General features: G+C 68.3%; 26 protein-coding genes and 3 tRNA genes. 17 read left to right on the plus strand and 12 right to left on the minus strand.

Annotated elements, in window-relative coordinates:
* Positions 1-312 precede the first annotated feature (312 nt).
* The 6 genes from QSU92_RS09150 to QSU92_RS09175 all read left to right on the plus strand — a co-directional run bounded on the left by QSU92_RS09150 (position 313) and on the right by QSU92_RS09175 (position 3862).
* A complete protein-coding gene (locus QSU92_RS09150; protein ID WP_289261104.1) occupies positions 313-987 on the plus strand; it encodes a GntR family transcriptional regulator in 675 nt (224 codons plus the stop codon).
* Between the two features lie 4 nt (positions 988-991).
* Positions 992-1483: a GNAT family N-acetyltransferase gene (locus tag QSU92_RS09155; RefSeq protein WP_289261105.1), complete on the plus strand. Its 492-nt coding sequence runs from the start codon at positions 992-994 to the stop codon at positions 1481-1483.
* Between the two features lie 147 nt (positions 1484-1630).
* Positions 1631-1960, plus strand: coding sequence for a PadR family transcriptional regulator (locus QSU92_RS09160; protein WP_289261106.1), 330 nt, complete (start codon positions 1631-1633; stop codon positions 1958-1960).
* Positions 1960-2325 carry a DUF1048 domain-containing protein gene (locus tag QSU92_RS09165; RefSeq protein ID WP_422880370.1) on the plus strand — a complete coding sequence of 122 codons (366 nt, stop codon included), beginning with the start codon at positions 1960-1962 and terminating at the stop codon, positions 2323-2325. The genes QSU92_RS09160 and QSU92_RS09165 overlap by 1 nt, the downstream gene beginning before the upstream one ends.
* Before the next feature lie 14 nt (positions 2326-2339).
* The gene (locus tag QSU92_RS09170; protein WP_289265864.1) at positions 2340-3104 is read left to right on the plus strand and encodes an ABC transporter ATP-binding protein; all 765 of its coding nucleotides are present in this window, start codon (positions 2340-2342) and stop codon (positions 3102-3104) included.
* Complete coding sequence (locus QSU92_RS09175) at positions 3101-3862, plus strand: ABC transporter permease (RefSeq protein ID WP_289261108.1); 762 nt, start codon at positions 3101-3103, stop codon at positions 3860-3862. The genes QSU92_RS09170 and QSU92_RS09175 overlap by 4 nt, the downstream gene beginning before the upstream one ends.
* A gap of 118 nt (positions 3863-3980) precedes the next feature.
* On the opposite strand, the gene QSU92_RS09180 is transcribed toward QSU92_RS09175, so the two are convergent.
* Positions 3981-4064: transfer RNA gene (locus tag QSU92_RS09180), tRNA-Leu, on the minus strand.
* Between the two features lie 188 nt (positions 4065-4252).
* Here QSU92_RS09180 and QSU92_RS09185 point away from each other — a divergent pair.
* The 8 genes from QSU92_RS09185 to pknB all read left to right on the plus strand — a co-directional run bounded on the left by QSU92_RS09185 (position 4253) and on the right by pknB (position 14728).
* On the plus strand, positions 4253-5584 hold the full coding sequence (locus tag QSU92_RS09185; RefSeq protein WP_289261109.1) for an alpha/beta hydrolase: 1332 nt from the start codon (positions 4253-4255) through the stop codon (positions 5582-5584).
* Positions 5585-5763: 179 nt separating this feature from the next.
* Positions 5764-6504 carry an FhaA domain-containing protein gene (locus QSU92_RS09190; protein ID WP_289261110.1) on the plus strand — a complete coding sequence of 247 codons (741 nt, stop codon included), beginning with the start codon at positions 5764-5766 and terminating at the stop codon, positions 6502-6504.
* Entirely contained in the window at positions 6501-7061 is a 561-nt protein-coding gene (locus tag QSU92_RS09195) for an FHA domain-containing protein FhaB/FipA (RefSeq protein WP_289261111.1), read from the plus strand. Before QSU92_RS09190 ends, QSU92_RS09195 begins: the two co-directional genes overlap by 4 nt.
* Before the next feature lie 17 nt (positions 7062-7078).
* Positions 7079-8317, plus strand: coding sequence for a PP2C family protein-serine/threonine phosphatase (locus QSU92_RS09200; protein ID WP_289261112.1), 1239 nt, complete (start codon positions 7079-7081; stop codon positions 8315-8317).
* On the plus strand, positions 8314-9720 hold the full coding sequence (locus QSU92_RS09205) for an FtsW/RodA/SpoVE family cell cycle protein (RefSeq protein ID WP_289261113.1): 1407 nt from the start codon (positions 8314-8316) through the stop codon (positions 9718-9720). The genes QSU92_RS09200 and QSU92_RS09205 overlap by 4 nt, the downstream gene beginning before the upstream one ends.
* The gene (locus tag QSU92_RS09210; RefSeq protein ID WP_289261114.1) at positions 9717-11174 is read left to right on the plus strand and encodes a peptidoglycan D,D-transpeptidase FtsI family protein; all 1458 of its coding nucleotides are present in this window, start codon (positions 9717-9719) and stop codon (positions 11172-11174) included. Before QSU92_RS09205 ends, QSU92_RS09210 begins: the two co-directional genes overlap by 4 nt.
* Positions 11171-12949, plus strand: coding sequence for a serine/threonine-protein kinase (locus QSU92_RS09215; RefSeq protein WP_289261115.1), 1779 nt, complete (start codon positions 11171-11173; stop codon positions 12947-12949). Before QSU92_RS09210 ends, QSU92_RS09215 begins: the two co-directional genes overlap by 4 nt.
* Positions 12950-13027: 78 nt before the next feature.
* Complete coding sequence (gene pknB / locus QSU92_RS09220) at positions 13028-14728, plus strand: Stk1 family PASTA domain-containing Ser/Thr kinase (protein ID WP_479724387.1); 1701 nt, start codon at positions 13028-13030, stop codon at positions 14726-14728.
* Positions 14729-14739: 11 nt separating this feature from the next.
* Here the strand turns inward: pknB and QSU92_RS09225 are convergent, their stop codons facing one another.
* Genes QSU92_RS09225 through QSU92_RS09235 form a run of 3 tightly spaced genes read right to left on the minus strand, consistent with a single transcriptional unit; the run spans position 14740 to position 16381 of the window.
* Positions 14740-15372 (minus strand): anthranilate synthase component II, encoded by a 633-nt coding sequence (locus tag QSU92_RS09225; RefSeq protein ID WP_289261116.1) that lies wholly within the window; start codon positions 15370-15372, stop codon positions 14740-14742.
* Entirely contained in the window at positions 15369-15524 is a 156-nt protein-coding gene (locus tag QSU92_RS09230; protein ID WP_164478133.1) for a hypothetical protein, read from the minus strand. The genes QSU92_RS09225 and QSU92_RS09230 overlap by 4 nt, the downstream gene beginning before the upstream one ends.
* On the minus strand, positions 15524-16381 hold the full coding sequence (locus QSU92_RS09235; protein WP_289261117.1) for a class E sortase: 858 nt from the start codon (positions 16379-16381) through the stop codon (positions 15524-15526). The genes QSU92_RS09230 and QSU92_RS09235 overlap by 1 nt, the downstream gene beginning before the upstream one ends.
* A 55-nt stretch (positions 16382-16436) precedes the next feature.
* On the opposite strand from QSU92_RS09235, the gene QSU92_RS09240 reads away from it, so the two are divergent.
* Positions 16437-16676 carry a cell division protein CrgA gene (locus QSU92_RS09240; protein WP_124292017.1) on the plus strand — a complete coding sequence of 80 codons (240 nt, stop codon included), beginning with the start codon at positions 16437-16439 and terminating at the stop codon, positions 16674-16676.
* Between the two features lie 365 nt (positions 16677-17041).
* Here QSU92_RS09240 and QSU92_RS09245 read toward each other — a convergent pair whose 3' ends face one another.
* Complete coding sequence (locus tag QSU92_RS09245; RefSeq protein ID WP_289261118.1) at positions 17042-17923, minus strand: rhomboid family intramembrane serine protease; 882 nt, start codon at positions 17921-17923, stop codon at positions 17042-17044.
* Between the two features lie 23 nt (positions 17924-17946).
* Entirely contained in the window at positions 17947-18504 is a 558-nt protein-coding gene (locus tag QSU92_RS09250) for a peptidylprolyl isomerase (protein ID WP_289261119.1), read from the minus strand.
* A gap of 101 nt (positions 18505-18605) precedes the next feature.
* Here QSU92_RS09250 and QSU92_RS09255 point away from each other — a divergent pair, with 101 nt between their 5' ends.
* Together QSU92_RS09255 and QSU92_RS09260 are read left to right on the plus strand one after the other, a co-directional pair.
* Positions 18606-19190 carry a DNA helicase gene (locus tag QSU92_RS09255; RefSeq protein ID WP_124292014.1) on the plus strand — a complete coding sequence of 195 codons (585 nt, stop codon included), beginning with the start codon at positions 18606-18608 and terminating at the stop codon, positions 19188-19190.
* A 40-nt stretch (positions 19191-19230) separates the two neighbouring features.
* Entirely contained in the window at positions 19231-19710 is a 480-nt protein-coding gene (locus tag QSU92_RS09260; protein ID WP_289261120.1) for an aminoacyl-tRNA deacylase, read from the plus strand.
* On the opposite strand, the gene QSU92_RS09265 is transcribed toward QSU92_RS09260, so the two are convergent.
* From QSU92_RS09265 to gyrB, 6 genes are all read right to left on the minus strand, one after another.
* Complete coding sequence (locus tag QSU92_RS09265; RefSeq protein ID WP_289261121.1) at positions 19707-20165, minus strand: NUDIX hydrolase; 459 nt, start codon at positions 20163-20165, stop codon at positions 19707-19709. The genes QSU92_RS09260 and QSU92_RS09265 overlap by 4 nt on opposite strands.
* A gap of 59 nt (positions 20166-20224) precedes the next feature.
* A tRNA-Ala gene (locus QSU92_RS09270) sits at positions 20225-20297 on the minus strand.
* Positions 20298-20307: 10 nt separating this feature from the next.
* Positions 20308-20384: transfer RNA gene (locus tag QSU92_RS09275), tRNA-Ile, on the minus strand.
* Positions 20385-20453: 69 nt separating this feature from the next.
* Entirely contained in the window at positions 20454-20858 is a 405-nt protein-coding gene (locus QSU92_RS09280; RefSeq protein ID WP_124292011.1) for a DUF3566 domain-containing protein, read from the minus strand.
* Complete coding sequence (gene gyrA, locus QSU92_RS09285; protein ID WP_289261122.1) at positions 20855-23479, minus strand: DNA gyrase subunit A; 2625 nt, start codon at positions 23477-23479, stop codon at positions 20855-20857. The genes QSU92_RS09280 and gyrA overlap by 4 nt, the downstream gene beginning before the upstream one ends.
* A gap of 61 nt (positions 23480-23540) precedes the next feature.
* Positions 23541-25589, minus strand: a complete 2049-nt coding sequence (gyrB, locus tag QSU92_RS09290) for a DNA topoisomerase (ATP-hydrolyzing) subunit B (RefSeq protein WP_289261123.1) — start codon at positions 25587-25589, stop codon at positions 23541-23543.
* Positions 25590-25634 lie beyond the last annotated feature (45 nt).

Consider the following 25634-nt stretch of genomic DNA (forward strand, 5'->3'; position numbering starts at 1 on the left):
TGCCTTCGTTCCGCCCGCGAGCCCTGTGCCCGCGCGGCGTGACCCACGCTAACGAAGGCCGCGGTGTCACCGGGAGATGGTGACACAAACGTTGCGAAAGCAGACGTCTGCGGATGCCGGAGGAGCCGCGTATCGCTCGGTCCCATCGTCCGCCCGGGCCGAGCAGAGAGCTCGAGGCCCGGGCGTCGACGGATCCCCCCGGATGTGTCGCGGGCGCCGTCGCAGGGACGGCGCGTGGTCGCGACACTCTCACTGTACCGATATATCAGTACTGATGCGAGGAATGTGTCGGTTGAATACACTTGTGGCGCGATGGCCGACAACGACTTCGTTCCGCTGACGCCCCGCGAAGGTGCGGCGCTCGGCGACGACGTCTACGCAGTGCTGGGCGAGGCGATTCTGCGGGGCACGCTGCGCCCGGGAGATCGCCTGCGCGATGTCGAACTCGCCGCGCGGCTCGGCGTCTCGCGCACGCCGGTACGTGAAGCGCTGCAGCGCCTCGAACGACTCGGCCTGGTCGAGGTCGCCGCGAACAGGTATACCCGTGTCACAGAGGCGCACCCCGACGCGTACGCGCACACCACCGAGTTCATGACCTACATCGCCGGTGACGCGGCGATCCTCGGTCTTGCGCGGGCGACCTCCGAACAGCACACCGACCTCATCGAAGCGGTGGACGCCCTCATCGCCCGCTCCGAACGCAACGACGGCATGGGGATCCTCGGCGGTACGACCGCCTTCTACCAACTGCTGATCCGGGCGACGGGCAACCACGTCTTCATCACGATCATGCGCGAGGCGGGACTCGCTCTTCAGCGGAACCTGCAGGGATGGACCCAGCCCGACGAGGATGTCGAACTTCGCACCACCCGCTACCGGCGTCTGCGGGACGCTGTCGTCGCGCGAGACGGCCGAGCGGCCGAGAGCATCCTCATGGAGCCTGAACCATCTGCCCTCGCCCTGCGGGGACGACCCTCGCTAGGTTGACCTCGTGGGCCACATCGAACTGCGGGACCTCGACGACGACGACCTCGACGCCGTGTTCGAGATGATGCGCGACCCCGCCGCGGTCGAGCTGGCGGCCTTCACCGCCGACGATCCGGGCGACCGCGGTGCCTTCGACCGCTGGATCGCCCGCATCCGCGGGGACGACGACGTCACGTACCGCATCGTGACCGAAGACGGCGCCTTCGCCGGGGCTGTCGGATCCTTCACCGTCGACGGCGATCGAGAGATCACCTACTGGATCGCCCGCCACGCATGGGGGAGGGGCGTGGCGACGCAGGCGCTGCGCCTCCTCATCTCCCGCGAGCCCGTCCGCCCGCTCTTCGCTCGCGTGGCCGTGCAGAATGCGGCATCCCGCGCCGTGCTCACCCGGTGCGGCTTCACCGAGGTGTCTCGCACGACCTCGTTCGCCCCCGGCGTCGGTCGCGACATCGAGGAGGCCGTCTACACACTGCTGCCCGTGCTCGACGGCAACTGACGCCGCGGCGCGACGTCCCTTCTTCTGCTCCGGCCCGCGCCGCCGGCGCGCCCGCTCACCCCGTGCGCTCAGGACGCTGTTGCGTTCTCGGTAGTCAGCGCTACTATGTAGTGGTACTCACCGACACTGAGTACCGGAAGGTTCCCGATGGGCAAGCAGACGACCGAGATGCTGAAGGGCATTCTCGAGGGCATCGTGCTCGCGATCCTGGCCACTCGCCGCGCCTACGGCTACGAGATCACCGCGTGGCTGCGCGAGCAGGGCTTCACCGACATCGCCGAGGGCACCGTGTACGCCCTTCTCGTGCGGATAGAGCAGCGGGGTCTCGTCGACGTCGAGAAGGTGCCGTCGGAGAAGGGTCCGCCGCGGAAGGTCTACAGCCTCAACGCGGCCGGGCGCGACTACCTCGATGAGTTCTGGAGGACCTGGAGCTTCCTCTCCGAACGACTGCAACAGCTCCGCGAAGGGGGATCGTGATGGCCAACTGGATCGAATGGGTGACGGGGTCACTCGCCGACAAGCGACGCTGGAAGGCGTATCGAGCGCGGGTGGAGGCGCTGCCGGCCCCGTATCGGACCGCCGCGCGAGGCGTCGAGCGCTACCTGATGTACAACGGCGGCACCGACCAGGGCGAGCTGCTCCTGCAGATGTTCGACGACCTCGCCGATCTCTTCGAGCGCGCCGCCGCCGACGGGATGCCGGTGCGCGAGGTCGTCGGCGATGATCCGGTCGAGTTCGTCGACACGTTCAAGTCCAACTACGGCCTCGGGTCATGGATCACGAAAGAGCAGAAGAGGCTCGCCGCTGCGATCGAACAGGCGGAGAAGGAGGAGGCGCCGTGAACGCGCCGCTGACGATGACCGCCGGCCCCGCGGTGCACATCCGGGGGCTGGTGAAGGCCTTCGGCGACCTCTCCGTCCTGAAGGGCGTCGACCTCGACGTGCCGACCGGCACGATCTACGCCCTCCTGGGGTCCAACGGCGCCGGCAAGACCACGGCGATCCGCATCCTCGCCACGCTGCTGCGCGCCGACGCCGGCACCGTTCAGATCCGGGGACGGGATGCCGCGGCCGAGCCCGCACGCGTCAGAGAGGCGATCAGCCTCACCGGCCAGTTCGCCGCGGTCGACGAGGTGCTCACCGGGCGCGAGAACCTCGCGCTCATCGCTCGGCTCCGGCACGTGGCCGATCCCGCCGAGGTCGCCGATCGCCTGCTCGAGCGATTCTCCCTGACCGAGGCCGGCGGTCGCCGCGTCGGAACCTACTCCGGCGGGATGCGCCGCCGGCTCGACATCGCGATGAGCCTCATCGGCGATCCGCCTGTGGTGCTGCTCGACGAGCCGACGACGGGTCTGGATCCCCAGGCGCGCATCGAGGTGTGGGACGCCGTGCGCGAACTCGCCCGCGGGGGCACGACCATCCTGCTGACGACTCAGTACCTCGACGAAGCCGAGCAGCTGGCCGACCGCATCGCGATCCTGCACGAGGGGCGCATCATCGCCGAGGGCACGCTCGACGACCTCAAGCGACGTTTCCCGCCCGCCCGCGTGGAGTACGTCGAGAAGCAGCCGAGCCTCGAGGAGATCTTCCTCGCGATCGTCGGCCGAAAGGACACACCATGACCACACACGTCGTCGGCGACACCGCCGCGCTCACGGGGCGGTCGCTGCGCCACATCCTCCGCAGTCCCGACACCATCATCACCACGGCGGTGATGCCGATCGCCTTCCTGCTCCTCTTCGTCTTCGTCTTCGGCGGGGCGATCCAGACGGGAGGGGAGTCGTACGTCGACTACCTTCTGCCGGGCATCCTGCTCATCACCGTGGCCTCGGGAGTCGCGTACACCGCTTACCGGCTCTTCCTCGACCTGCAGGGCGGGATCTTCGAGCGCTTCCAGTCGATGCCGATCGCCCGATCGTCGACGCTGTGGGCGCATGTCCTCACGTCCGTCGTGGCCAACGCGGTGTCGCTGACCGTCGTCGTGGCGGTGGCGCTCATCATCGGCTTCCGGAGCCCTGCGGGCGTCGGGGCATGGCTCGCCGTCTGCGGCATCCTGCTCCTGTTCACCCTCGCACTCACCTGGCTCGCCGTCATCGCGGGACTCACCGCGAAGACCGTCGACGGCGCCAGCGCATTCTCGTACCCTCTGATCTTCCTGCCGTTCCTGAGCTCGGCCTTCGTCCCGACCGACACGATGCCCGGGCCGGTGCGGTGGTTCGCGGAGTATCAGCCGGTCACGTCGATCGTGAACGCGATGCGGGCGCTGCTGGCGGGCGAGACCCCGGGCTCCGACCTCTGGATCGCCCTCGCCTGGTGCGCGGGCATCCTCGTCGTGGCCTACCTCTGTGCGGCGCTGGCCTACCGGCGACGGTTCCGCTGACCGCGCGAAGACATCGGCCCTGCGGGGCGCGGCACTGCTCGCGCGGCCGCGCGTGTGTCGCGCCGCGAACGACGAAGCCCCCGACCGGCAATCCGGGTCGGGGGCTGATTCGTCGCTGTGCGCGAGGGGGGAGTTGAACCCCCACGCCCTTTCGGGCACTGGCACCTGAAGCCAGCGCGTCTGCCTATTCCGCCACTCGCGCGAGCCGCGGTTCATCGACCCGCGAAACTCAACTTCCCGAGGATATCACGGGCCAGGTGGCGCCTACACATACGGACGGAGGCGTCCATTTTTATCAATTTAGTTGATATTGCGGATGAGACGCGGCACGATGCCCTCAGGCCTTGTCGGCCGACAGGCTGCAACAACGACGTTGGAGGAGAAGCACACATGGCTCACAAGCGAAGGATGACCCATCTGACGGTGGCTGCGACGGCCGCCGTCGCGCTGGTCACCGCGGGAGCGCCCGCGGTCGCGGCCGAACAGGGAGAGCGCACGATAGAGGGCAGGCTCGCCGACACCACGTCCTACCGCTTCATCGTCCCGGACGATTGGAACGGCACGGTCTTCGTGAACCTCGACTTCGCGGGCGGACCGGCCTCGGCCGCGCAGCGCGCGCTGATCGACGAGGGCTTCGCCTACGGCGGAACCACCCGGAACGTCACCGGCTGGCGGTTGAGCGACGCCGTGGACAATCAGATCGAGGCGCTCGATGCGTTCGCGGACGTGATGGGCGACCCCGACCGCACGATCGCCATGGGCACGTCGATGGGGGGGATGATCGCCGCCACCGCGGGCGAACTGCACCCCGACCGCATCGACGGTGTGCTCGCCGGCTGCGGTGGCCTGTCGGGCACCGTGTCGCAGTGGAATCAGAAGCTCGACACCGTGTTCGTGCTCTCCCGCCTGCTCAATCCTGAGGGAACACTCCCGGTCGAAGACGTACCGGCCGACATCGAGAGCGCTCGCAGCGCCTGGCTGAACCGGCTCGCCGAGGCGCAGGAGACCCCGGAAGGACGGGCCCGGATCGCGCTCGCGTCGGCGATCGGACAACTGCCCGCATGGTCTCAGGAGGTCGCCGATCCTGCTCCGGGTGACGCCGAGCGCTATGAGGCGGCGTGGTACGGCGCCCTGGCGGGCGATCCGCTGCCGTACATCGGCCAGGCGATGAGCAGCCGATACACCAGCACACTCGTGTTCGGAGGAATGCCGTCGTGGAACACCGGCATCGACTACGCCGAGCAGCTGCGAAAGGCCTCGCCCGAAGCGCGCCGCGTCGTCAAGGCGCTCTACCGTGACGCCGGATTGTCCCTGGACGCAGATCTCGACACCGTGAATGCCGGCGACCGTGTCGAGGCGGATCCCGATGCCGTCGAGCGCTTCGCAGCGTCCTACGAGTTCACGGGAGAGATCTCGGTGCCGACGCTCACGCTGAACAACCTGGGCGACCAGATCTCGACCGTGGCGCAGCAGCACAAGTACGAGGAGCGCGTGCGGGTGGCGGGCAATCTGCCGCTGCTTCGCCAGACGTACGTCGCCTCGGCGGGGCACTGCGCATTCAGCACCGCCGAGACTCTCACCGCCGCCAACGTGCTGATCGAGCGACTGGAGACCGGGCGCTGGTCGCCGACGACCGCGAATCACCTGAATCGTGCCGCCGAGGCGCTCGACCAGGGTGAATCACGGTTCGTGAACTACCACCCCGACCGCTTCAACCGCTGAACGCGGGCGGACCAGACGGACGCCACCGACCCGGCGCGAAGGGCTGCCCGCACCCGCGGAGACAGCGCTTCGCGTCGGGTTGCGTTCTCAGGGCCACGGCGGGTCGAACGGGGTGTGGATCGGCTGTCCAGGCTGGACAACTAACATGTACCGACTGGATCGCCTGCCTGAGGAGCCCCGTGGGACTACTAGACAGCTTCGAGAAGGGACTCGAACGCGCCGTCAACAGCGCCTTCGCCAAGACCTTCCGTAGCGGGATCCAGCCTGTCGAGATCGCGTCGGCGCTCCGCAGCGAACTGGACAAGAAGGCCGCCGTCGTCAGCCGCGACCGCATCCTCACGCCGCACACGTTCACAGTGCGCCTGGCCCCGAGCGACGACGAGCGCATGCGCGCGATCGGGCCCGCTCTCGGGCAGGAACTCCAGGCGCTCGTCGAGAAGCACGCCCGCGCCCAGGGCTACAGCTTCGCCGGGCCCGTCACCATCACTCTCCAGCGCGACGACCAGCTCTCCACCGGAACGCTCCGCGTCGACAGCAGCAGCGCCGAGGGTGAGGTGTCGTGGCGTGGAGTGATCGATGTCGAGGGCAAGCGCCACCCGCTGGTGAAGGGCCGGACCGTGATCGGGCGCGGCAGCGACGCCGATGTCACGATCTCCGACGCCGGAACGAGCCGCAAGCACGTCGAGGTGCTGTGGGACGGCGAGCGCGCCATGGTGCGCGACCTCGGGTCGACAAACGGCACCCTCCTGGGCGGCAGCCGTGTGAGCGAGGCCCCCCTCGCCCCCGATTCGACCATCACGATCGGCCGAACCGATATCGTCTTCCGCGTGGTGGCGCAGGCGGTACCTCCTCGGCCCTCCCGGCCGGCTCCCGACGCCACGCGCGCCTTCGACATCCGCGAACAGGGGCCGCTGCCGTGAGTGAATTGACCCTCCTGCTGCTGCGCATCGGCTTCCTGGTGCTGCTGTGGTTCTTCGTCTTCGCCGTCGTGTATTCGCTGCGCGCCGACCTGTTCGGCATGAAGGCGCGGAAGATGCCCGAGCCGGCCGCCGCAGCCGCAGCCCCCGCGGGTGCCGCGGTCACGAAGTCGCCCTCGTCACCCTCGGCGCTCACCGAGCCCGTCGCCCGCGCACGCCCCGCCGCTGCCTCCGCCGCACCGCAGAAGGGCGGACCGGCGACACCCTCCACCGTCTCGCGCATCGTCATCACCAGCGGCCCGAAGGCCGGCCTCGAGCTGCCGCTCGGCAGCGAACCGCTCACGATCGGGCGATCGAGCGAGTCGGGACTGGTGATCCGCGACGACTACACCTCCAGCCACCACGCTCGCATCATGCTGTGGGGCAATCAGTGGATGCTGCAGGACCTCGATTCCACCAACGGCACCTGGCACGACGGCGCGCGTGTGTCAGCCCCGGTCGCCATCACCGTCGGTGCGCCCATCCGCGTGGGGGCGACCACCTTCGAGCTCCGGAAGTAGCGGACGGACCCTCCTTCATGGTCTTCCAGGGCTCGAGCGCCGCGATCTCGCACACCGGCAAGGTGCGCTCCAACAACCAGGACTCCGGGTACGCCGGGTCGAACCTCTTCGTCGTCGCCGACGGCATGGGCGGGCACGCCGGTGGAGATGTCGCCTCGAGCCTGGCCATCGAGCGCCTCCGCGACCTCGACGACTCGTTCACCTCGACCGCCGAGGCCGAACGCGCGCTGCGCGACGCCATCGCCGAGACCGCGCAGCACCTGATCGACACCGTGGGCGTCAAGCCCGAGCTGGCCGGTATGGGCACGACAGTGAGCGCCCTGCTGATGGTCGACGACTACGCCGTGATCGCCCACATCGGCGACTCGCGCATCTATCTGTACCGCGACGGCGCGCTGACCCAGATCACCACCGACCACACCTTCGTGCAGCGGCTCGTTGACTCCGGCCGCATCACCCCCGAGGAGGCGCGGTACCACCCGCGCCGGTCGGTGCTCATGCGGGTGCTCGGCGACATGGATCCCGATCCCGAGGTCGACACGTTCATCATGCCGACCCAGCCGGGCGACCGGTGGCTGCTGTGCTCGGACGGACTGTCGGGGGTCGTGGACGATCCGCACACCGCCAAAGCCCTCGGGCTCGGCCTCGCGCCCGGCCGCACCGCCGATGCGCTGCTCAAGCAGGCGCTCGACGGCGGCGCCCCCGACAACGTCACCATCGTCTTGGTCGACGTCGGCGGGCAGCATCCGGTCTTCTTCGGCACTCCCACGATCGTCGGCTCCGCCTCCAACCCGATCGGCGTCGAGGTGCCCGCCGCCCGCCCCGGACGCAGCAGCTGGCTGCACCCCAACCGCGGGGCGGCGAACGAACCTACGCACTTCGAGCCCGACGCCGAGTTCCTCGAGGAACTCATCGAAGAAGACCGGCGCCGCGCCCGGCGGCGCCGGATCGCGTGGTTCGCGGGGCTGATCCTCGTGATCGCCGCCCTCGCGACGACGCTGATCCTCGCCTACCAGTGGACGCAGACCCGCTACTTCGTCGGCGCCGACGAAGACACGGTGGTCATCTACCGCGGCGTGCAGCAGGACATTGGGCCGCTGCCCCTGTCGACCCCTTTCGAGGACACCGGTATCGACCTGTCCGACCTTCCCCCCTTCTCGCGCACCACCGTCCAGCGCACGATCACCGCGCAGTCGCTCGACGACGCCCGGACGATCGTCGACCGGCTGCGCATCGCCGCGGAGGCGAACTCATGACCGCAGCACCTCCGGGCGTCACCCGCCCCGACGCGCCCTCGACCGACACCGCCGTGATCCGTGCGCTCAAGCGCATCCGCGTGCCGCAGACGCAGCGCAACCGCGAGCTGTTCCTGCTGCTGTTCGCCTGCGCGCTCACGTGGGCGGCCGTCGCTCTGGTGCAGCTGGGCGCGATCGGCGCAATCGAGCCGACGTTCCTCTACTACTGCGGCGGTCTCACGGTGCTGGTGCTGGCTCTGCACATCGTGCTCCGGTTCCGCGCGCGCGACGCCGATCCGTTCGTCGTCCCCATCGCGACGATCCTCACCGGCCTCGGCATCGCGATGATCTACCGGATCGACATCGCCATCCGCGTGGAGGGATGGGATGCCGCGTCGACACGTCAGATGGCCTGGGCGGCGATCGCTGTGGTCGCCGCAGTGCTCGTGGTGATCTTCCTCCGCAACTACCGCGTGCTCTTCCGCTACACCTATGTCTCCGGCTTCGCGGGCATCGCCCTGCTGCTCCTGCCGATCGTGCCGGGCCTGGGCACCAACGCCAATGCCGATGTCTGGGTCTCGCTCGGATTCGTGTCGTTCCAGCCCGGCGAGCTCGCCAAGATCGCCCTCGCCATCTTCTTCGCCGGCTACCTCGTGCGCACCCGGGAGAGCCTCACCTCCACAGGCACGCGGTTCCTGGGCATGACCTGGCCGCGCGCCCGTGAGCTCGGGCCGCTGCTGGTCATCTGGCTCGTCTCGCTCGGCATCATCGTGATGCAGCGCGACCTCGGCACCGGCACGCTCATCTTCGGCATGTTCGTGGCGATGCTCTACGTCGCCACCGGCAAGACCAGCTGGGTGCTGATCGGCGTGGCTCTGGCCGCCTCCGGCGCCTTCCTCGCCTCCCGCGTCCTTCCCTACGTCGGCGGGCGCTTCGCCAACTGGCTGAACGCCTTCGATCCGGAGATCATCGAGCGCTCCGGCGGCAGCTATCAGCTCGTGCAGGGCATCTTCGGACTCGCCCACGGTGGACTCATCGGCACGGGGCTCGGTCAGGGCCGCCCGTTCATCACCCCGCTGTCGCAGAGCGACTACATCCTGCCGAGCCTCGGCGAGGAGCTCGGACTCGTGGGCGTCTTCGCGATCCTGTGCCTGTACATGGTGTTCGTCAGCCGCGGCATCCGCATCGGACTGGCGGGGCAGGACGACTTCGGCAAGCTCCTGGCCACGGGACTGGCGTTCACGATCGCGCTCCAGGTTTTCATCATGGTCGGCGGCGTCACCCGCCTCATACCCCTCACGGGCCTGACGACACCCTTCCTCGCCGCGGGAGGATCATCGCTCGTGGCGAACTGGATCATCGTCGCGCTGCTCCTGCGCATCTCCGATGCGGTCCGCAGCCGCCCCCGGGTGGTGATCGGATGACGAAGGAACTGCGCCGGCTCAGCATCATCGTGCTGCTGATGTTCCTCGCCCTCTTCGGGTCGACGAGCATCATCCAGGTCATCCAGGCCGAAGCCCTGGCGGCCAACTCGGCGAACACGCGCTCGCTCTACGACTCGTACGAGGTGCAGCGCGGCTCGATCGTCGCGAGCGGCATCGAGATCGCGTCATCCGTCCCCTCCGACGATGTCTACAGCTGGCAGCGGGTGTACCAGAACGGCGCCATGTGGGCGCCGGTGACCGGATACATCAACCCTGCTCTCGGCGCGTCGACCGGCATCGAGCAGGCGATGAACGGTGAACTCAGCGGAACCTCGAACGCGCAGTTCCTCTCCCGGATCGAGCGCATCTTCACCGGACAGCCGCCGCGCGGCTCGAACGTCGAACTGAGTCTGGATGCCACGGTGCAGCAGGCCGCCTACGACGCCCTCGGTGACCTGCAGGGTGCGGTCATCGCGATCGAACCCGACACCGGCCGCGTGATCGCGCTCGTCACGAGCCCGAGCTACGACACCAACCTGCTGGCCATCCACGACCCCGAGCAGGTCAACGCCACATACGAGCAGCTGCTGGCCGACCCCGCCGATCCGCTCATCGATCGCGCGATCGGCGGCGACCTGAACCCGCCGGGATCGACCTTCAAGCTCGTCGTCGCCTCGGCCGCCCTCGCGTCCGGGGACTACACACCCGAGTCCGAACTGCCCAACCCCGCGGTGTACCAGCTGCCGCAGTCGAGCAACGTGGTCTACAACGCCAGTCGCGGTGCGTGCGGTCCGGGCGAGACGGTGACCCTCGCCGACGCGCTGCGCCTCAGCTGCAACATCCCCTTCGCCGAGCTCGCCGTCGAACTCGGCGACACCGCGATCCGCGAAGAGGCCGAGAAGTACGGCTTCAACCGCAGCTTCGACATCCCGCTCACCTCGACCGCCTCTCCCTACCCGCGGGCACTGGATGACCCGCAGACCGCCCTCACCGGGTTCGGCCAGGGTCAGGTCGACGCCACGCCGCTGCAGATCGCCATGGTCTCGGCCGGGATCGCCAACGGTGGCGTCGTGATGAACCCCCGCATGGTCGACCAGGTCATCGGGCCGGATCTGTCGGTGCAGCAGACCTTCGAGAACACCGAGTTCGGCCGCGCGCTGGACGAGGATCTCGCCGAGGAGATGGTGGCGATGATGGTGGCCAATGTCCAGGACGGCGCGGCGAGCGGTGCAAGAATAGACGGGGTCGACGTGGCCGGGAAGACCGGCACGGCGGAGAACGGATCGGATGAGCCGTACACGCTCTGGTTCACCGGTTTCGCACCCGCCGACGACCCTCAGGTCGCCGTCGCGGTGGTCATCGAAGACGGTGGCGGACAGGGCCAGTCCGGCAGCGGGAACACAATCGCGGCGCCCATCGCGAAGACGGTCATGGAGGCGGTGTTGGGAAGATGAGACCCACGCAGGGAGTGACCTTCGGAGGACGCTACGAGCTGGACTCGCGCATCGCCATCGGCGGCATGGGCGAGGTCTGGGAGGCGACCGACCACGTCATCGGACGCACGGTCGCGATCAAGATCCTCAAGGACGAGTACATGGGGGACCCCGGGTTCCTCGAGCGCTTCCGCGCCGAGGCCCGCCACGCGGCCCTCGTGAACCACGAGGGGATCGCCAGCGTCTTCGACTACGGCGAGGAGGCCGGCTCCGCCTTCCTCGTGATGGAGCTCGTGCCCGGAGAGGCGCTCTCGACCATCCTCGAGCGCGACGGGGCCCTGTCGACCGACAAGACCCTCGACATCGTCGCGCAGACCGCCGCGGCGCTGCAGGCCGCGCACGCCGCTGGCCTGGTGCACCGCGACATCAAGCCGGGAAACCTCCTCATCACCCCCGACGGCCGGGTGAAGATCACCGACTTCGGCATCGCCCGCATCGCCGACCAGGTGCCGCTGACCGCCACCGGCCAGGTCATGGGGACCGTGCAGTACCTCTCGCCCGAGCAGGCATCGGGTCACCCCGCGTCTCCCGCGACCGACATCTACTCGCTCGGCATCGTCGCCTACGAGTCCCTCGCCGGCAAGCGCCCGTTCACCGGGGAGTCGCAGGTCGCGATCGCGATGGCCCAGATCAACGAGCAGCCTCCGCCGCTTCCCCCGACGGTCGCGCAGCCGGTGCAGAACCTCGTCATGGCGATGATCGCCAAGAAGCCGGAGGACCGCCCGGCGTCCGCCGCGGCGGTCGCGCGCGCGGCATCCGCCCTTCGCCGGGGCGACCTGGCTGCAGCGGCCGCAGCCGTGCCGGCCGTCGCCGGCGCCGCCGCGCTGGCCGACGACGCCACCCAGCTCCTCGCGCCGGCGGGTGCGACCGCCGCGGCGACCCAGATCCTCTCCGCACCGTTGCCCGACTACGCCGAGCCGCAGGAGCCGGAGCCGAAGAAGCGCAGCCGCTGGACCTGGCCGCTCGTGGCCCTCATCGTCATCCTGCTCCTCGTGCTCGGCGGAACGCTCTGGGCGCTGTTCGCCAATCAGGGCGACCCGTCGCCCGACCCCTCCGGGTCGACGACGACCTCGCGCCCGTCGCCGTCGCAGACGACCCCGTCGGCGACGCCGACTCAGGACCGCATCGACCTCGACACACTGGGTCTCGTCGGCGTCGACTGCGACACCGCACGTGCCGCGGCGCTGGATGCCGGCGTGCTCACCGTCAACTGCCAGCAGGGCAATGCGGCGCCCACGGCCGACGAGGTCTCGCTCGTGTACGACTACGAGCCGCAGGGATCCATCACCCCCGACCAGGTGCTGACGCTGTCGTTCTACGGACCGCAGACCGAGCTGCCGCAGCCGACCGCCCCAGCCCTCAACTCGGGCACGGTCGCCCCCGGTGGCACCCTGACCGTCAACTGGCAGGGCTACTCCTGCCCCGCCGGCGAGGGCTCGCCCGGCGCGTACACGCTCACCGCGGTGAACGGCACGTTCTCGAACGGCCAGAACACCATGCCCTTCGACACCAACACGCGCCAGGCGCAGCTGTCGGTGCCGAACAACGCCAGCGGCACCGTTCTGGTCACCTACACCGTCACCTGCACCGGCGGACCGTCCGGCGAGCGCACCTCCGGCAGCTCTCCCGAAGCGCAGGCGACGATCGAGGCCGCGCCCTCGCCTTCGGCCTCGCCGACCGACGGCGGTGGCGAAGGCGGCGAAGGCGGCGGCGGTGACGACGGCGCTGACGGCTGAGCCGCGCCATCCGGTTCGATCCCAGCAAGACCGCCGGGACCGTCCGTTAGGCTGTATCCGTTCCACCTGGGGGTGACTGTGACCACTGAGACGCGCGTGCTTTCAGGGCGATACCGCGTCGATGAGATCATCGGTCGCGGCGGGATGGCCACGGTGTACCGCGGCGAAGATCTGACGCTCGGCCGTCAGGTCGCGATCAAGATCCTCGACCGCGATCTCGCCGACGACAATGCCTTCCGCACCCGTTTCCGGCTCGAAGCGCAGGCGGCCAGTCGTATGGCCAATCCCGCGATCGTGCGTGTGTACGACGCCGGCGAGGACTCCGAGTCCGGCGTCGATGGAGTGACGCGCCCGGTGCCCTTCATCGTCATGGAGCTCGTGCGAGGGCGCCTGCTGAAGGACATCATCGCCTCGGGCCCGGTGCCGGTCTCCGATGCGGTGCGCTACGTCGACGGCATCCTCGAGGCCCTCGAGTACTCGCACCGCGCCGGGGTGGTGCACCGCGACATCAAGCCCGGCAACGTCATGGTCACCGACGCCGGCCAGGTCAAGGTGATGGACTTCGGGATCGCCCGAGCGGTGTCGGACTCGTCGTCGACCGTCGCCGAGACGACGCAGATCCTCGGCACCGCCGCGTACTTCTCTCCCGAGCAGGCCAAGGGCGAGCCGGTCGACGCGCGCGCCGACCTGTACTCCACGGGAGTGGTGCTCTACGAGCTGCTGACCGGCCGTCAGCCGTTCCGCGGCGAATCGCCCGTGGCGGTGGCGTATCAGCACGTCAGCGAGACGCCGCTCACGCCCTCGGAAGTCGTCGAGACCGTGCCGCGCGCGCTCGACACCGTCGTGCTGAGGGCGCTGGCGAAAGATCCTTTCCAGCGGTACCAGGATGCCGCGGGCTTCCGCGAGGCACTCGATGCCACCATCGACGGAAAGGCCCCGTCCAAGCGTCAGGTGGGCGCCCTCACCAGCGAGCTCTACGGCCCGAACCCGCGCGCCGCCGCCGAGACCGCGCGGTCGCTGCGGCAGCTCAGCACCGACACCACGATGAAGCGCACTCAGTCGGGCCCGCCGGTGGCGTGGATCTGGGCGGGAGTCGCGCTCTTGGCGGTGCTGCTGATCTCGGTGCTGTTCTGGGCGGTGACGATCCAGCCTGCGAACGAGGTGCCCTCGAGCGCCCGGATCGTCCCCGACGTCTCGGGCATGACCTACGAGCGCGCCGTGGTGGAGCTCGAGGGGCAGGACCTCGTCCCGTCCCAGATCTCCGAACCCAGCGTCGATGTGCCCGAGGGCGCGGTCATCCGCACCGATCCCGCTTCCGGTGTCTCGGTCTCGCCCGGGCAGGACGTGCTCGTCGTGGTCTCGGAGGGCCAGGATCTCGCGACGGTGCCCACCCTCGAGGGGGTGACACGGGATGCCGCGGCGCAAGCCCTCACCGATGCGGGGCTGCGCGTGGGAACCATCCGCACCGAGAACGATCCCGGCCGCGAGGCGGGCGTGGTCCTGTCGGCCGATCGCGACGCGGGCACCGAGGTGCCGGTGGGCACAGTGGTGAACCTCCTCGTCGCCACAGGCAATGTCACGATCCTGGATTACCGCGGCTACACCGTCGACGCCGCGACGCGCGAGCTGCAGTCCGACGCTCTCGGCCTCACGGTCGAGACGGCCGAAGACCCCGGCTGCCCGGCGACGGATCCGCCGACGGTGTCGCAGCAGTCGCTCGCCCCGGGCGACGTGCCGGTGCGCTCGACCATCACCCTGACGTACTGCACCGGCGGCTGAGCCGGCGAGCGTCAGCGGCGCGGGCTGAGGTGCGCGCCGCGCTCCGCGGCGCCGTCGAAGCCGAGCGTCTCGAGCCAGTTGCCGAGGAGTCGGTGGCCCCCCTCGGTGAGCACGCTCTCGGGGTGGAACTGCACGCCCAGCACCGGGGCGGAGCGGTGGGCGATGCCCATGATCACACCGCTCTCGGTCTCGGCTGTCACCATGAGCTCGGGCGGCAGCGTCGGGCGCTCGACGGCGAGTGAGTGATACCGCGTGGCCGTGAACGGATCGGCGAGCCCGGTGAACAGCGTGCTGCCGTCGTGACGCACCTCCGAGGTCATCCCGTGCATCAGCTCCGGGGCGTGACCGACCCGGGCGCCGAACGCTTCGGCGATGGCCTGGTGGCCGAGACACACCCCGAGAAGAGGGATGCCGCGGGCCGACGCCGCGCGCACGACCTCGATCGAGGCCCCGGCGTCGGCGGGCGTGCCGGGGCCGGGGGAGACGAGGATTCCACGGTGACCCTCGAGGGTCTCGTCGAGCGTCCCCGGTTCCAGCGCGTCGGCCTCCACCATGCCGGTGGAGGCGCCCAGCTGATGAAGGTAGCCGACGAGGGTGTGGACGAAGCTGTCGTGATTGTCGACGATGAGGACGTCGGCCGTCACTCGACCGTCACTTCCTGCGGATTGACGAACTGACTGACCCACGGGAAGGCGTAGAAGAACAGCCCGTAGAGGATCGCGGCGACCAGCACGATCACGATGAAGAGCCGCACCCACCAGGGGCCGGGAAGAACCCGCCAGAACGCGGCGTACATCAGCTGACTCCCTCGGTGAGCGAAGCCGGCGGTCCGTCGGCGTAGGGCTGGAACGACTCGAACACGCCGTAGGCGACGATGCGCTCGGCGAGCGAGAACATGGGGCTGCAGCTGGTCATCGTGATGTAGCGTCCGTTGGCCGGCACGTCGGGCATCTGCGGCACGGGCAGCAGCACCTCGACCTCGTCAGGCGTCACGTACTCGAGAGTGCGGAACCGGTAGGTGTACCACCCCGCCGGCGTCTCGATCACGATCGCATCCCCGACGTGGAGTTCGGCGATGCGGTTGAACGGCGCGCCGTAGGTGGTGCGGTGCCCGGCGACGGCGAAGTTGCCGACCTCTCCGGGCATCTTGCTGCCGGGGTAGTGGCCGATGCGGAAGTTGTCGAGGGTGCCGGCGCGCGTGACACCACCCGCCATGGTCCAGGCGTAGTCCGAGCCGAACCGCGGGATGCGCATGATCGCGAAGTCCTCCGTGCCGGTCGGCTCGGGGAGGATCACCGGCTCGACCGCCGCCGGCTCTGCATCGGCGGGTGGGTCGGACGGCGTCGGTACGGCCTCGGGAAGGCTCTCGCCGTACTGCTCGGCCCACTGCTCGGACAGCTCCCGTCCCTCCGCATTCGCCTGTGCGCCGAAGATCAGGTCGCCGAGATACATCTGCCATCCGACGTAGAGCAGGGTCACGACGCCCGCGGTGATGAGCAGCTCGCCGAAGACGCCGACGACGGACACGCGCGGTCGCGGCTTCGCGTGGCGCGGCGCTTTCCCGGGACGGGATGCCTGTGGTGGCGCCGCACGGGCGGTGCGATCACGGCGCAGGGCCGGCTCGGTCATCCGCTCGTCATGCTCGTCACCCACGGGGCGATTGTAGCCACCTCTCGCTGGGATCACGCTGGCGGATAGAATGGGGACCATGGCACGCTCAGGCAGGGACGACGACACGCTCATCGAGCGCGCGGAGGGCGAAGCCGCCCCCAACCCGGTGTGGTTCAAGCCGATCATGATCGGCCTCATGCTGATCGGACTCGTCTGGGTCCTCGTCTTCTACATCAGCGGCATGCAGTGGCCGATCCCCGGCATCGGCGCCTGGAACCTCGCGATCGGCTTCGGCATCGCGTTCATCGGGTTCCTGATGACCACCCGCTGGCGCTGACGCCCGACCCCCGGCGCCGACCCGGCCCATCTGCTGGCCCTCACCCGGCTCATCTGCCGTCCCCGACCAACCCTGCTGCGCTTGACGGCGTCGTCTCTGCGCACCGCGCCATAGGCGCGCATCCGGCCTTCGACGCCGACCTCTCCCACCCCTGACCGCGGTGACCTCCCCGACCGCGGTGATCTGAGCACCCGCGAACCGTGGCACGGTGAATCTCCGCGGTAGGGGACGGGTGGGCGGCGGGGCCGGGCGGCTGCGCCCAGCCGAGGAAGGACGGATGCCGCGGCATCCGATCTGTCCTCGGCGACCTAATTACACCCGTGTGATTCATCCCCACCTGGGGATGAATCTGTGGATAAGTGCGCTCAGAAGTACAGGACCGGCGGTACCAGCAGCAGCGCGAGCGATGCCACCGTGAGGGCGATGAGCAGTGCGATCTGCAGCGGCCGCCGCGACCGAGCCCGCGTCTGCGTGAGGATGACCGCGACGAGGAGTCCTGCGATCAGGCCACCGACGTGCGCCTGCCAGGAGATGTTGAATCCCGGGATGAATCCGATGACGAGGTTGATGCCGAGCACGATCGCGATGCCCGTCACCGGCGCGCCGAGGTGCCGGCCGATGATGAGGAGCGCCCCGAAGAGGCCGAACACCGCGCCCGAGGCTCCGACGACGGGCGTCCCGAACGACAGGAGCGTCACCGCCACCGAGCCACCCAGAGTGCTGATCAGGTAGAGCGCGATGAATCGCCATCTGCCCAGGAGCGGTTCGAGGCTGCGGCCGATGAGCCACAGCGCCAGCATGTTCAGGCCGATGTGCCAGAAACCCGAGTGCACGAGCGACACCGTGAGCAGACGCCACGGCTGGAAGACGCCGAAGGCCTCGGGGTAGAGCGTCGGCGCCCAGAACGACAGCGTGTCGGTCACCGCGCCGCCGAACCCGGGGATCAACGAGATGAGGTACACGAGCGCGGTGATGCCGATGATCGCGTACGTCGCAAGGGGCCGGGTGTCGCCGACGACGACCGCAGCAGGACGGCGAGCCCACCGGCGCTCGGCCTTCTTCTGCGCGGTCGTGCGTGACGCCTGCTGCTCCGCGAGGCACTCGGGGCAGATGACGCCCACGGGCGCCTGAATCTGACACTCGGGACAGATGGTGCGCAGGCACCGCTGACACAGGACGAAGCTCTGCCGGTCGGGATGCCGGTAGCAGAAGTTGTCGCTGTTGCGACGAAGGTCGTCGGAACTCACGTCCGTGTCAGCGGCGCCGCCGCTCAGGCGGTGACGACGTCGATCGACTCGATGACGACCGGCTCGACCGGGCGGTCGCCGGCTGCCGTGGGCACCTTCGCGATCGCGTCGACGACGGCGCGCGAGGCATCGTCGGCGACCTCGCCGAAGATCGTGTGCTTGCCCTGCAGCCACGGGGTCGGATCGGTGGTGATGAAGAACTGCGAGCCGTTGGTGCCCTCGGGCTTGCCGGTCAGGCTGTTGCGGCGGAGCCCGGCGTTGGCCATGGCCAGCTTGTAGGGAGCGTTGAAGTCGACCTCAGGACTGATCTCGTCGTTGAAGGTGTATCCGGGGCCGCCGGTGCCCTGGCCGAGCGGGTCGCCGCCCTGAATCATGAAGCCGGGGATGATGCGGTGGAAGATGACCCCGTTGTAGAGGGGGCCTTCGCCGGGCTTGCCGGTCGCGGGGTCGGTCCAGGAGCCCGAGCCGTCGGCGAGGCCGACGAAGTTCTGAACCGTGCGGGGGGCCTGGTCGCCGAACAGGTTGACCACGATGTCTCCGTGGTTGGTGTGGATCGTGGCGACTGCGGTGTGAATGGGCATGAGTACATTCTTTCAGAGTCCCGTGCAAGCCCTGGCGGTCCGGGGGCAGTCTGGCAAGATGGACGAAACGTCCGATCACGCCTGTCCAGAGGGAGGGCCCCGTGAGCCTCAGCCGTAAGCGCAAGAAGGAACTCCGCAAGCTTCAGCGTGAAGCCAACAATCTGTGGGAGTCGCAGCAGGTGCTCGTCGGCCAGGCCGCGAACGTCGCCCGCGAGGCCGGCCGCCAGCTCGGCAAGTACGGTCGCGAAGACCTCGGCCCCCAGGTGCAGGCCACCTACGGCAAGTATGCCGAGCCGTACATCACGAAGAGCCTCGACGTCTCGCGCGACGTGCTGACGCACCGCGTGATTCCCGCCACGGGTGCCGTGGTCGGTTCGGCGATGTCGGTGTGGGATGCGGCCAACGACACCCGGGCCCGCCTCGCCAAGGGCAAGGGACTGGCGCTGCCCGACTCGAAGACCTACTCCAAGAAGGCCGAGAAGTACGGCAAGGACGCCACCAAGGCGCTGTCGAAGAAGTTCTCCGTGCTCGAGCCCAAGAAGCAGGGCATGGGTGCTGGTGGGGTCATCGCGATCATCCTCGGTGTCGCCGCCGCCGCCGGTGTGCTCTACGCCGCCTGGCAGACGCTGCGGGCAGATGACGAGCTGTGGGTGGCCGACGACCCGCTTCGCGCCCCCGACGCGTGAGTCGTGGCGGGCGCGCAGCCCGCAGATCGAAATCTCATCCATGAGTGACGCGCTGAACCGCGTGGAAGAGGCCGCCCGCGAGCGCGGCCTCGCCGTCGAGTTCCGCGAGCGCCCGGCAGCGAAGAGCCTCCCCGAGGCGGCCGAGCTTCTCGGCATCCCTCCCGCAGGCATCGTGAAGACGCTGGTGGTGAAGAGAGCGGATGACTCGTACCTGTTCGCCCTCGTGCCAGGTGATCGGGCCATCTCGTGGCCGAAGCTCCGCGCCGTCGTCGGCGTAAATCGTCTGAAGCTTCCTGATCCGGATGCCGCCCTTGCGGCGACCGGCTACGAGCGGGGCACCATCGTCCCCATCGGCAGCACGTCCGACTGGCCGATCTACGCTGACGAGCGGATCGTCGGCGAGCGTATCGCGATGGGAGCGGGTGCGCACGGCTACAGCCTCTTCGTCGACGCCGACGCGCTGATCGCGGCGTACGGCGCGACGGTGGCGGACATCTCGCAGCCGGCGGAGGAACGCTAGCCCGACGCGGCGGCGGGGTCCGGCGCTGCGTCGGTGAGACCTGCCATCCCGAGGGCGACGTCGATCAGCCGCACATGCCGGAGCTGAGCCACCTCACGGAGGCCGAACCATCCTGCCCTGTCGGTACTGCCGCCGATCTCATGACGCAGACGGCCGCCGACGATGTGTGCCCGGTAGACGATCTGAAGGGTGTGAAGCGGCTCGGTCGCGCCGGGAGTGATGCGGCGGTTGCCGGGGATCACGCGAGAGTTGATGCCGAGAAGCTCGTCGAGTTCGACGTCGAATCCCGTCTCCTCCTGCACCTCTCGGCGGGCCGCCGCCGCGGGGTCCTCGCCGGGCTCGAGTCCCCCGCCGGGAAGAGTCCAGGCCGCCCGGCGCCCCTCGTTCCAGTGAGCGAGGAGGAGGCGATCGGCGGCGTCGAGAACGACCGCGTACGCAGCGACTCGCAGGTCCATACGCATGACCCTAAACCAGCATGAAGGGCCGACCTCTCGGACCGGCCCTTCATGCGTTGTGGAGCCTAGGAGATTCGAACTCCTGACATCCTGCTTGCAAAGCAGGCGCTCTACCAACTGAGCTAAGGCCCCGGGGCAGGGATGGTGGGGCTACCAGGACTTGAACCTGGGACCTCTTCATTATCAGTGAAGCGCTCTAACCGCCTGAGCTATAGCCCCGATCGCGTCGGCGACTCGCGTCGCCAACCTCCAAGAGATTACCGGACGCGACCGGTTTTCTCGAATCGGTCAGTTGGAGGTGAACCCGACCAGCAGTCCGCCGGTGACCTTCACCGCGAGGTTGTAGATGCCCGCCATGACCGCGCCGAGCACCGTGACGACGACGAGATTCAGAATGCCCACGACCGCGGCGAACGCGAGCACCTGAGGGAGCCCGAGGAACTGCGCCAGAACGAAGCCGCCATCGGTGAAGCTCGCCAGCAGCTCATCGACCTCGGCGATGAGCCCCGTCGTCGACACGACGAGGTAGATCATCACCAGCGAGACGACCGTCACGATCGCCACAGCCACCGCGGCGAGGAACGACAGTTTGACCGCCGACCAGAAGTCGACGTACACGAGCCGCAGGCGCACCTGCTTGGCGCTGGTCTTGCTGCTGGATTTGCGGGCGAGCTTGTCGGCTACCGTGCTCATGCGTCAGTACTTCCTTCGGGCGTCTCAGGGGTGTCGGGTGCATCCGCCTCCTGCGGCACCGCACCGGCCGGGAGGTCTGGGTCGGCCGCCAGACTCGAGTCTGCCTCGGGTGCCTCGCCGTTCTCTGTGAGATTGCGCTCGGAATTCCTTGCGATCGCGATGATCCGATCATCGTCGCCGGCACGAGCGAACACGACACCCATCGTGTCGCGTCCCTTGGCAGGCACCTCGGCCACCGCAGAGCGTACCACCTTGCCGCTGGCAAGGACCACCAAGACTTCGTCGTCCGCCGAGGCGATGAGACCGCCCGCCAGAACGCCCCGATCCTCCGTGAGACGCGCCACCTTGATGCCGAGACCTCCGCGCGTCTGGCTGCGGTACTGGTCGACGGAGGTCCGCTTGGCATAGCCGCCCTCGGTCACGACGAAGACGTATCCGTCATCCGAGACCACCGAGGCCGACAGCAGCGAGTCGTCGCCGCGGAACGACATGCCCTTCACACCCTCCGTGGCGCGCCCCATCGGGCGCAGCGCCTCGTCGGTGGCGGTGAAGCGCAGCGACATCCCGTGCCGACTGATCAGCAGGACGTCGTCGCCGTCGTTCACGAGCATCGCGCTGACGAGCTCGTCGCCGTTCTCCTCGTCGGCACCGCGCAGCTTGATGGCGATGACCCCGCCCTGGCGGTTCGTGTCGTACTCCGTGAGCCGGGTCTTCTTCACCAGCCCGCTGCGGGTAGCGAGCACCAGGTGCGTCGCGACGCTGTAGTCGCGGATGTCGAGGATCTGCGCGATCTCCTCGCCGGGCTGCAGTGCGAGCAGATTCGCGACGTGCTGACCCTTTGCGTCGCGCCCGGCCTCAGGAACCTCGTATGCCTTGGCCCGGTAGACGCGGCCCTTCGTGGTGAAGAAGAGCAGCCAGTGGTGAGTGGTCGTGACGAAGAAGTGCTCCACCACGTCGTCGGCGCGCAGCTGGGCCCCCTTCACCCCGCGGCCACCGCGGTGCTGCGAGCGGTAGTTGTCACTGCGCGTGCGCTTGATGTATCCGTCACGGGTGACGGTGACGACCATCTCCTCTTCGGGAATGAGGTCTTCGACCGACATGTCACCGTCGAACCCGGGCAGGATCTCGGTACGACGGTCATCGCCGTACTTGTCCACGATGGCGGTGAGCTCGTCGCGGATGATCCGGCGCTGACGCGCCGGATCGGCGAGGATCGCGTTGAACTCGGCGATCTGCGCTTCGATCTCGCGTGCTTCGTCGATGATCTTCTGACGCTCGAGGGCCGCCAGGCGACGCAGCTGCATCGCCAGGATCGCATCCGCCTGCAGATCGTCGATGTCGAGCAGAGACTTCAGGCCCTCGCGTGCATCGTCGACGGTCGGCGACCGGCGGATGAGGGCGATGACCTCGTCGAGCGCATCCAGCGCCTTGAGGTAACCGCGCAGGATGTGCATCCGCTCCTCGGCCTTGCGCAGGCGGAAGCGGGTGCGGCGGACGATCACGTCGACCTGGTGGGTGATCCAGTACGAGATGAACTGGTCGAGCGACAGCGTGCGCGGCACGCCGTCGACGATCGCCAGCATGTTGGCACCGAAGTTCTCCTGCAGCTGCGTGTGCTTGTACAGGTTGTTCAGCACGACCTTGGCGACCGCATCGCGCTTGAGGACGATGACCAGGCGCTGGCCGGTGCGCCCCGACGTCTCGTCGCGGATGTCTGCGATGCCCGTGATCTTGCCGTCACGGGCGAGGTCGCCGATCTTCACAGCGACGTTGTCGGGATTCACCTGGTAGGGCAATTCGGTGATCACGAGGCATGTGCGACCCTGGATCTCCTCGACGTTGACCACCGCCCGCATGGTGATCGACCCGCGACCGGTGCGATAGGCCTCCTTGATGCCGCGGTTGCCGAGGATCTGCGCGGAAGTCGGGAAGTCCGGGCCGGGGATGCGTTCCAGGAGGGCCTCGAGCAGCTCCTCACGCGTGGCATCCGGGTTCTCGAGCGCCCACAGCGCACCGGAAGACACCTCCCTCAGGTTGTGAGGGGGGATGTTCGTGGCCATGCCGACGGCGATACCGACGGATCCGTTGACGAGCAGGTTGGGGAAGCGGGAAGGGAGCACGACGGGCTCCTGCGTGCGACCGTCGTAGTTGGGCTCGAAGTCGACAGTCTCCTCTTCGATATCGCGCACCATCTCCAGCGCGAGAGGAGCCATCTTCGTCTCGGTGTACCGGGGTGCTGCCGCACCCTGGTTCCCCGGTGAGCCGAAGTTCCCCTGGCCGAGAGCCAGCGGGTACCGCAGTGCCCACGGCTGGACGAGGCGGACCAGGGTGTCGTAGATCGGTGCGTCGCCGTGCGGGTGGAACTGACCCATCACTTCCCCCACGACACGAGTGCACTTCGAGAAAGCCTTGTCGGGGCGGTAACCCCCGTCGTACATGCCGTAGATCACCCGACGGTGCACGGGCTTCAGGCCGTCCTCCACTCGCGGCAGGGCACGACCCACGATCACGCTCATCGCGTAGTCGAGGTAACTGCGCTGCATCTCCAGTTGCAGGTCGACCTGGTCGATGCGCCCGTGGTTGTGTCCGGCGTTCGCGTCAGGACGCTCGTCGTCAGCCATCAGTTGTCTCTACTTTCTTCGTTTCGTCTCGCGAGAGACGGAACGCGCATGGATCGCGTCGTCAGATGTCGAGGAAGCGCACGTCTTTGGCGTTGCGCTGGATGAATCCGCGCCGCGATTCGACGTCTTCGCCCATCAGAACCGAGAAGATCTCGTCGGCCGCCGCGGCGTCGTCGATGGTCACCTGGCGGAGGATCCGGGTCTCGGGATTCATCGTGGTCTCCCACAACTCGTGATCGTTCATCTCGCCGAGACCCTTGTAGCGCTGGATTCCGCCGTCGTTGGCCTTGGGCAGCCGGTTGCCGCGCGCCTGCCCTTCGACGAGCATCGCGTCGCGCTCCCTGTCGCTGAAGGCGTACTCGTGATCGGCATTCGACCACTTCAGCCGGAAGAGCGGCGGCTGCGCGAGGTAGACGAAACCCGCCTCGATCAGACCGCGCATGTAACGGAACAGGAGGGTCAGCAGGAGCGTCGTGATGTGCTGCCCGTCGACGTCGGCATCGGCCATCAGCACGATCTTGTGGTACCGCGCCTTGCTGATGTCGAAGTCCTCGCCGATCCCCGTCCCGAAGGCCTGGATCATCGCCTGGACCTCTTTGTTGCCCAGGGCACGGTCGAGGCGCGCCCGCTCGACGTTGAGGATCTTGCCTCGGAGCGCGAGGATCGCCTGCGTGCGCGGGTCGCGCCCCTGCACCGCCGATCCGCCGGCGGAATCGCCCTCGACGAGGAAGATCTCGCTGATCGACGGGTCTTTGCTCGTGCAGTCCTTCAGCTTGTCGGGCATCGCCGCCGACTCGAAGACGCTCTTGCGTCGCGCCGTCTCACGCGCCTTCCGGGCCGCAAGGCGCGCGGTCGCCGCGTCGATGGCCTTCCGGATGATGTTCTTCGCCTGCACGGGGTTTCGATCGAACCAGTCACCCAGTCGATCGCCGACCACCTTCTGCACGAACGCCTTGGCCTCGGTGTTGCCGAGCTTGGTCTTGGTCTGCCCCTCGAACTGCGGCTCGGAGAGCTTGACCGAGATGACCGCGGTGAGCCCCTCGCGGACGTCCTCGCCCGAGAGGTTCTCGTCCTTCTCCTTCAACAGGTTGTTGGCGCGGGCGTACCGGTTCACGAGCGCAGTCAGAGCCGCACGGAACCCCTCCTCGTGGGTACCGCCCTCGTGGGTGTTGATGGTGTTGGCGAAGGTGAAGACGTTCTCGGTGTAGCTGGTCGTCCACTGCATCGCCATCTCGAGGGCGATCTTGCGCTCGGTGTCCTCCGACTCGAACGCGATCACCTCCTCGTTGACGATCTCGGCTCGGCGCACCTTGTTGAGGTACTCGACATAGTCGACCAGTCCGCGCTCGTAGAGGAAGCTGTCACGCGGATGATGCGGCTTCTCCTCACCTGATTCGTCGGCCTCGACAGACACCGCGGTCTCGCGCTCGTCACTGAGCGTGATGCGCAGCCCCTTATTGAGGAAGGCCATCTGCTGGAAGCGGGTGCGCAGTGTCTCGTAGTCGAAGTCGACGGTGTCGAAGATGCCGGCGTCGGGCCAGAAGGTCACGGTCGTCCCGGTCTGGTCGCTCGGTTCGTCCTTCGACAGCGGCGCCTGCGGCACACCCCCGGCGCGGTACGACTGCCGCCACACGTGACCCTGACGGCGCACCTCGACCTCGAGGCGAGAGGACAGGGCGTTCACGACGGACGAACCGACGCCGTGCAGACCCCCCGAGACCGCGTATCCGCCGCCGCCGAACTTCCCACCCGCGTGGAGAACCGTCAGGACGACCTCAACGGTGGACTTGCCCTCGGTGCGGTGCATGTCGACGGGGATGCCGCGGCCGTTGTCGATCACACGGATGCCGCCGTCTTCGAGGATGGTGACCTCGATCGCGTCGCAGTAGCCGGCAAGAGCCTCATCGACGGCGTTGTCGACGATCTCGTAGACGAGGTGGTGGAGGCCGCGCTCGCCGGTCGAGCCGATGTACATGCCCGGGCGTTTGCGGACCGCCTCAAGACCCTCGAGCACCTGGATGTCGTCGGCTCCGTACTCGCCGGCCACCCGGTTGTCCGCGGAACGCGGATCGGTGCCTTCGGGAACGCTTTCAGGGGTCACAGACGTCATAGATTTCCAGCGCTCCACATCGGTTCACGAACCTTGACAGTCTAT

Origin of the sequence: Microbacterium sp. ET2, assembly GCF_030347395.1 — a bacterium.
GTDB lineage: Bacteria > Actinomycetota > Actinomycetes > Actinomycetales > Microbacteriaceae > Microbacterium > Microbacterium albipurpureum.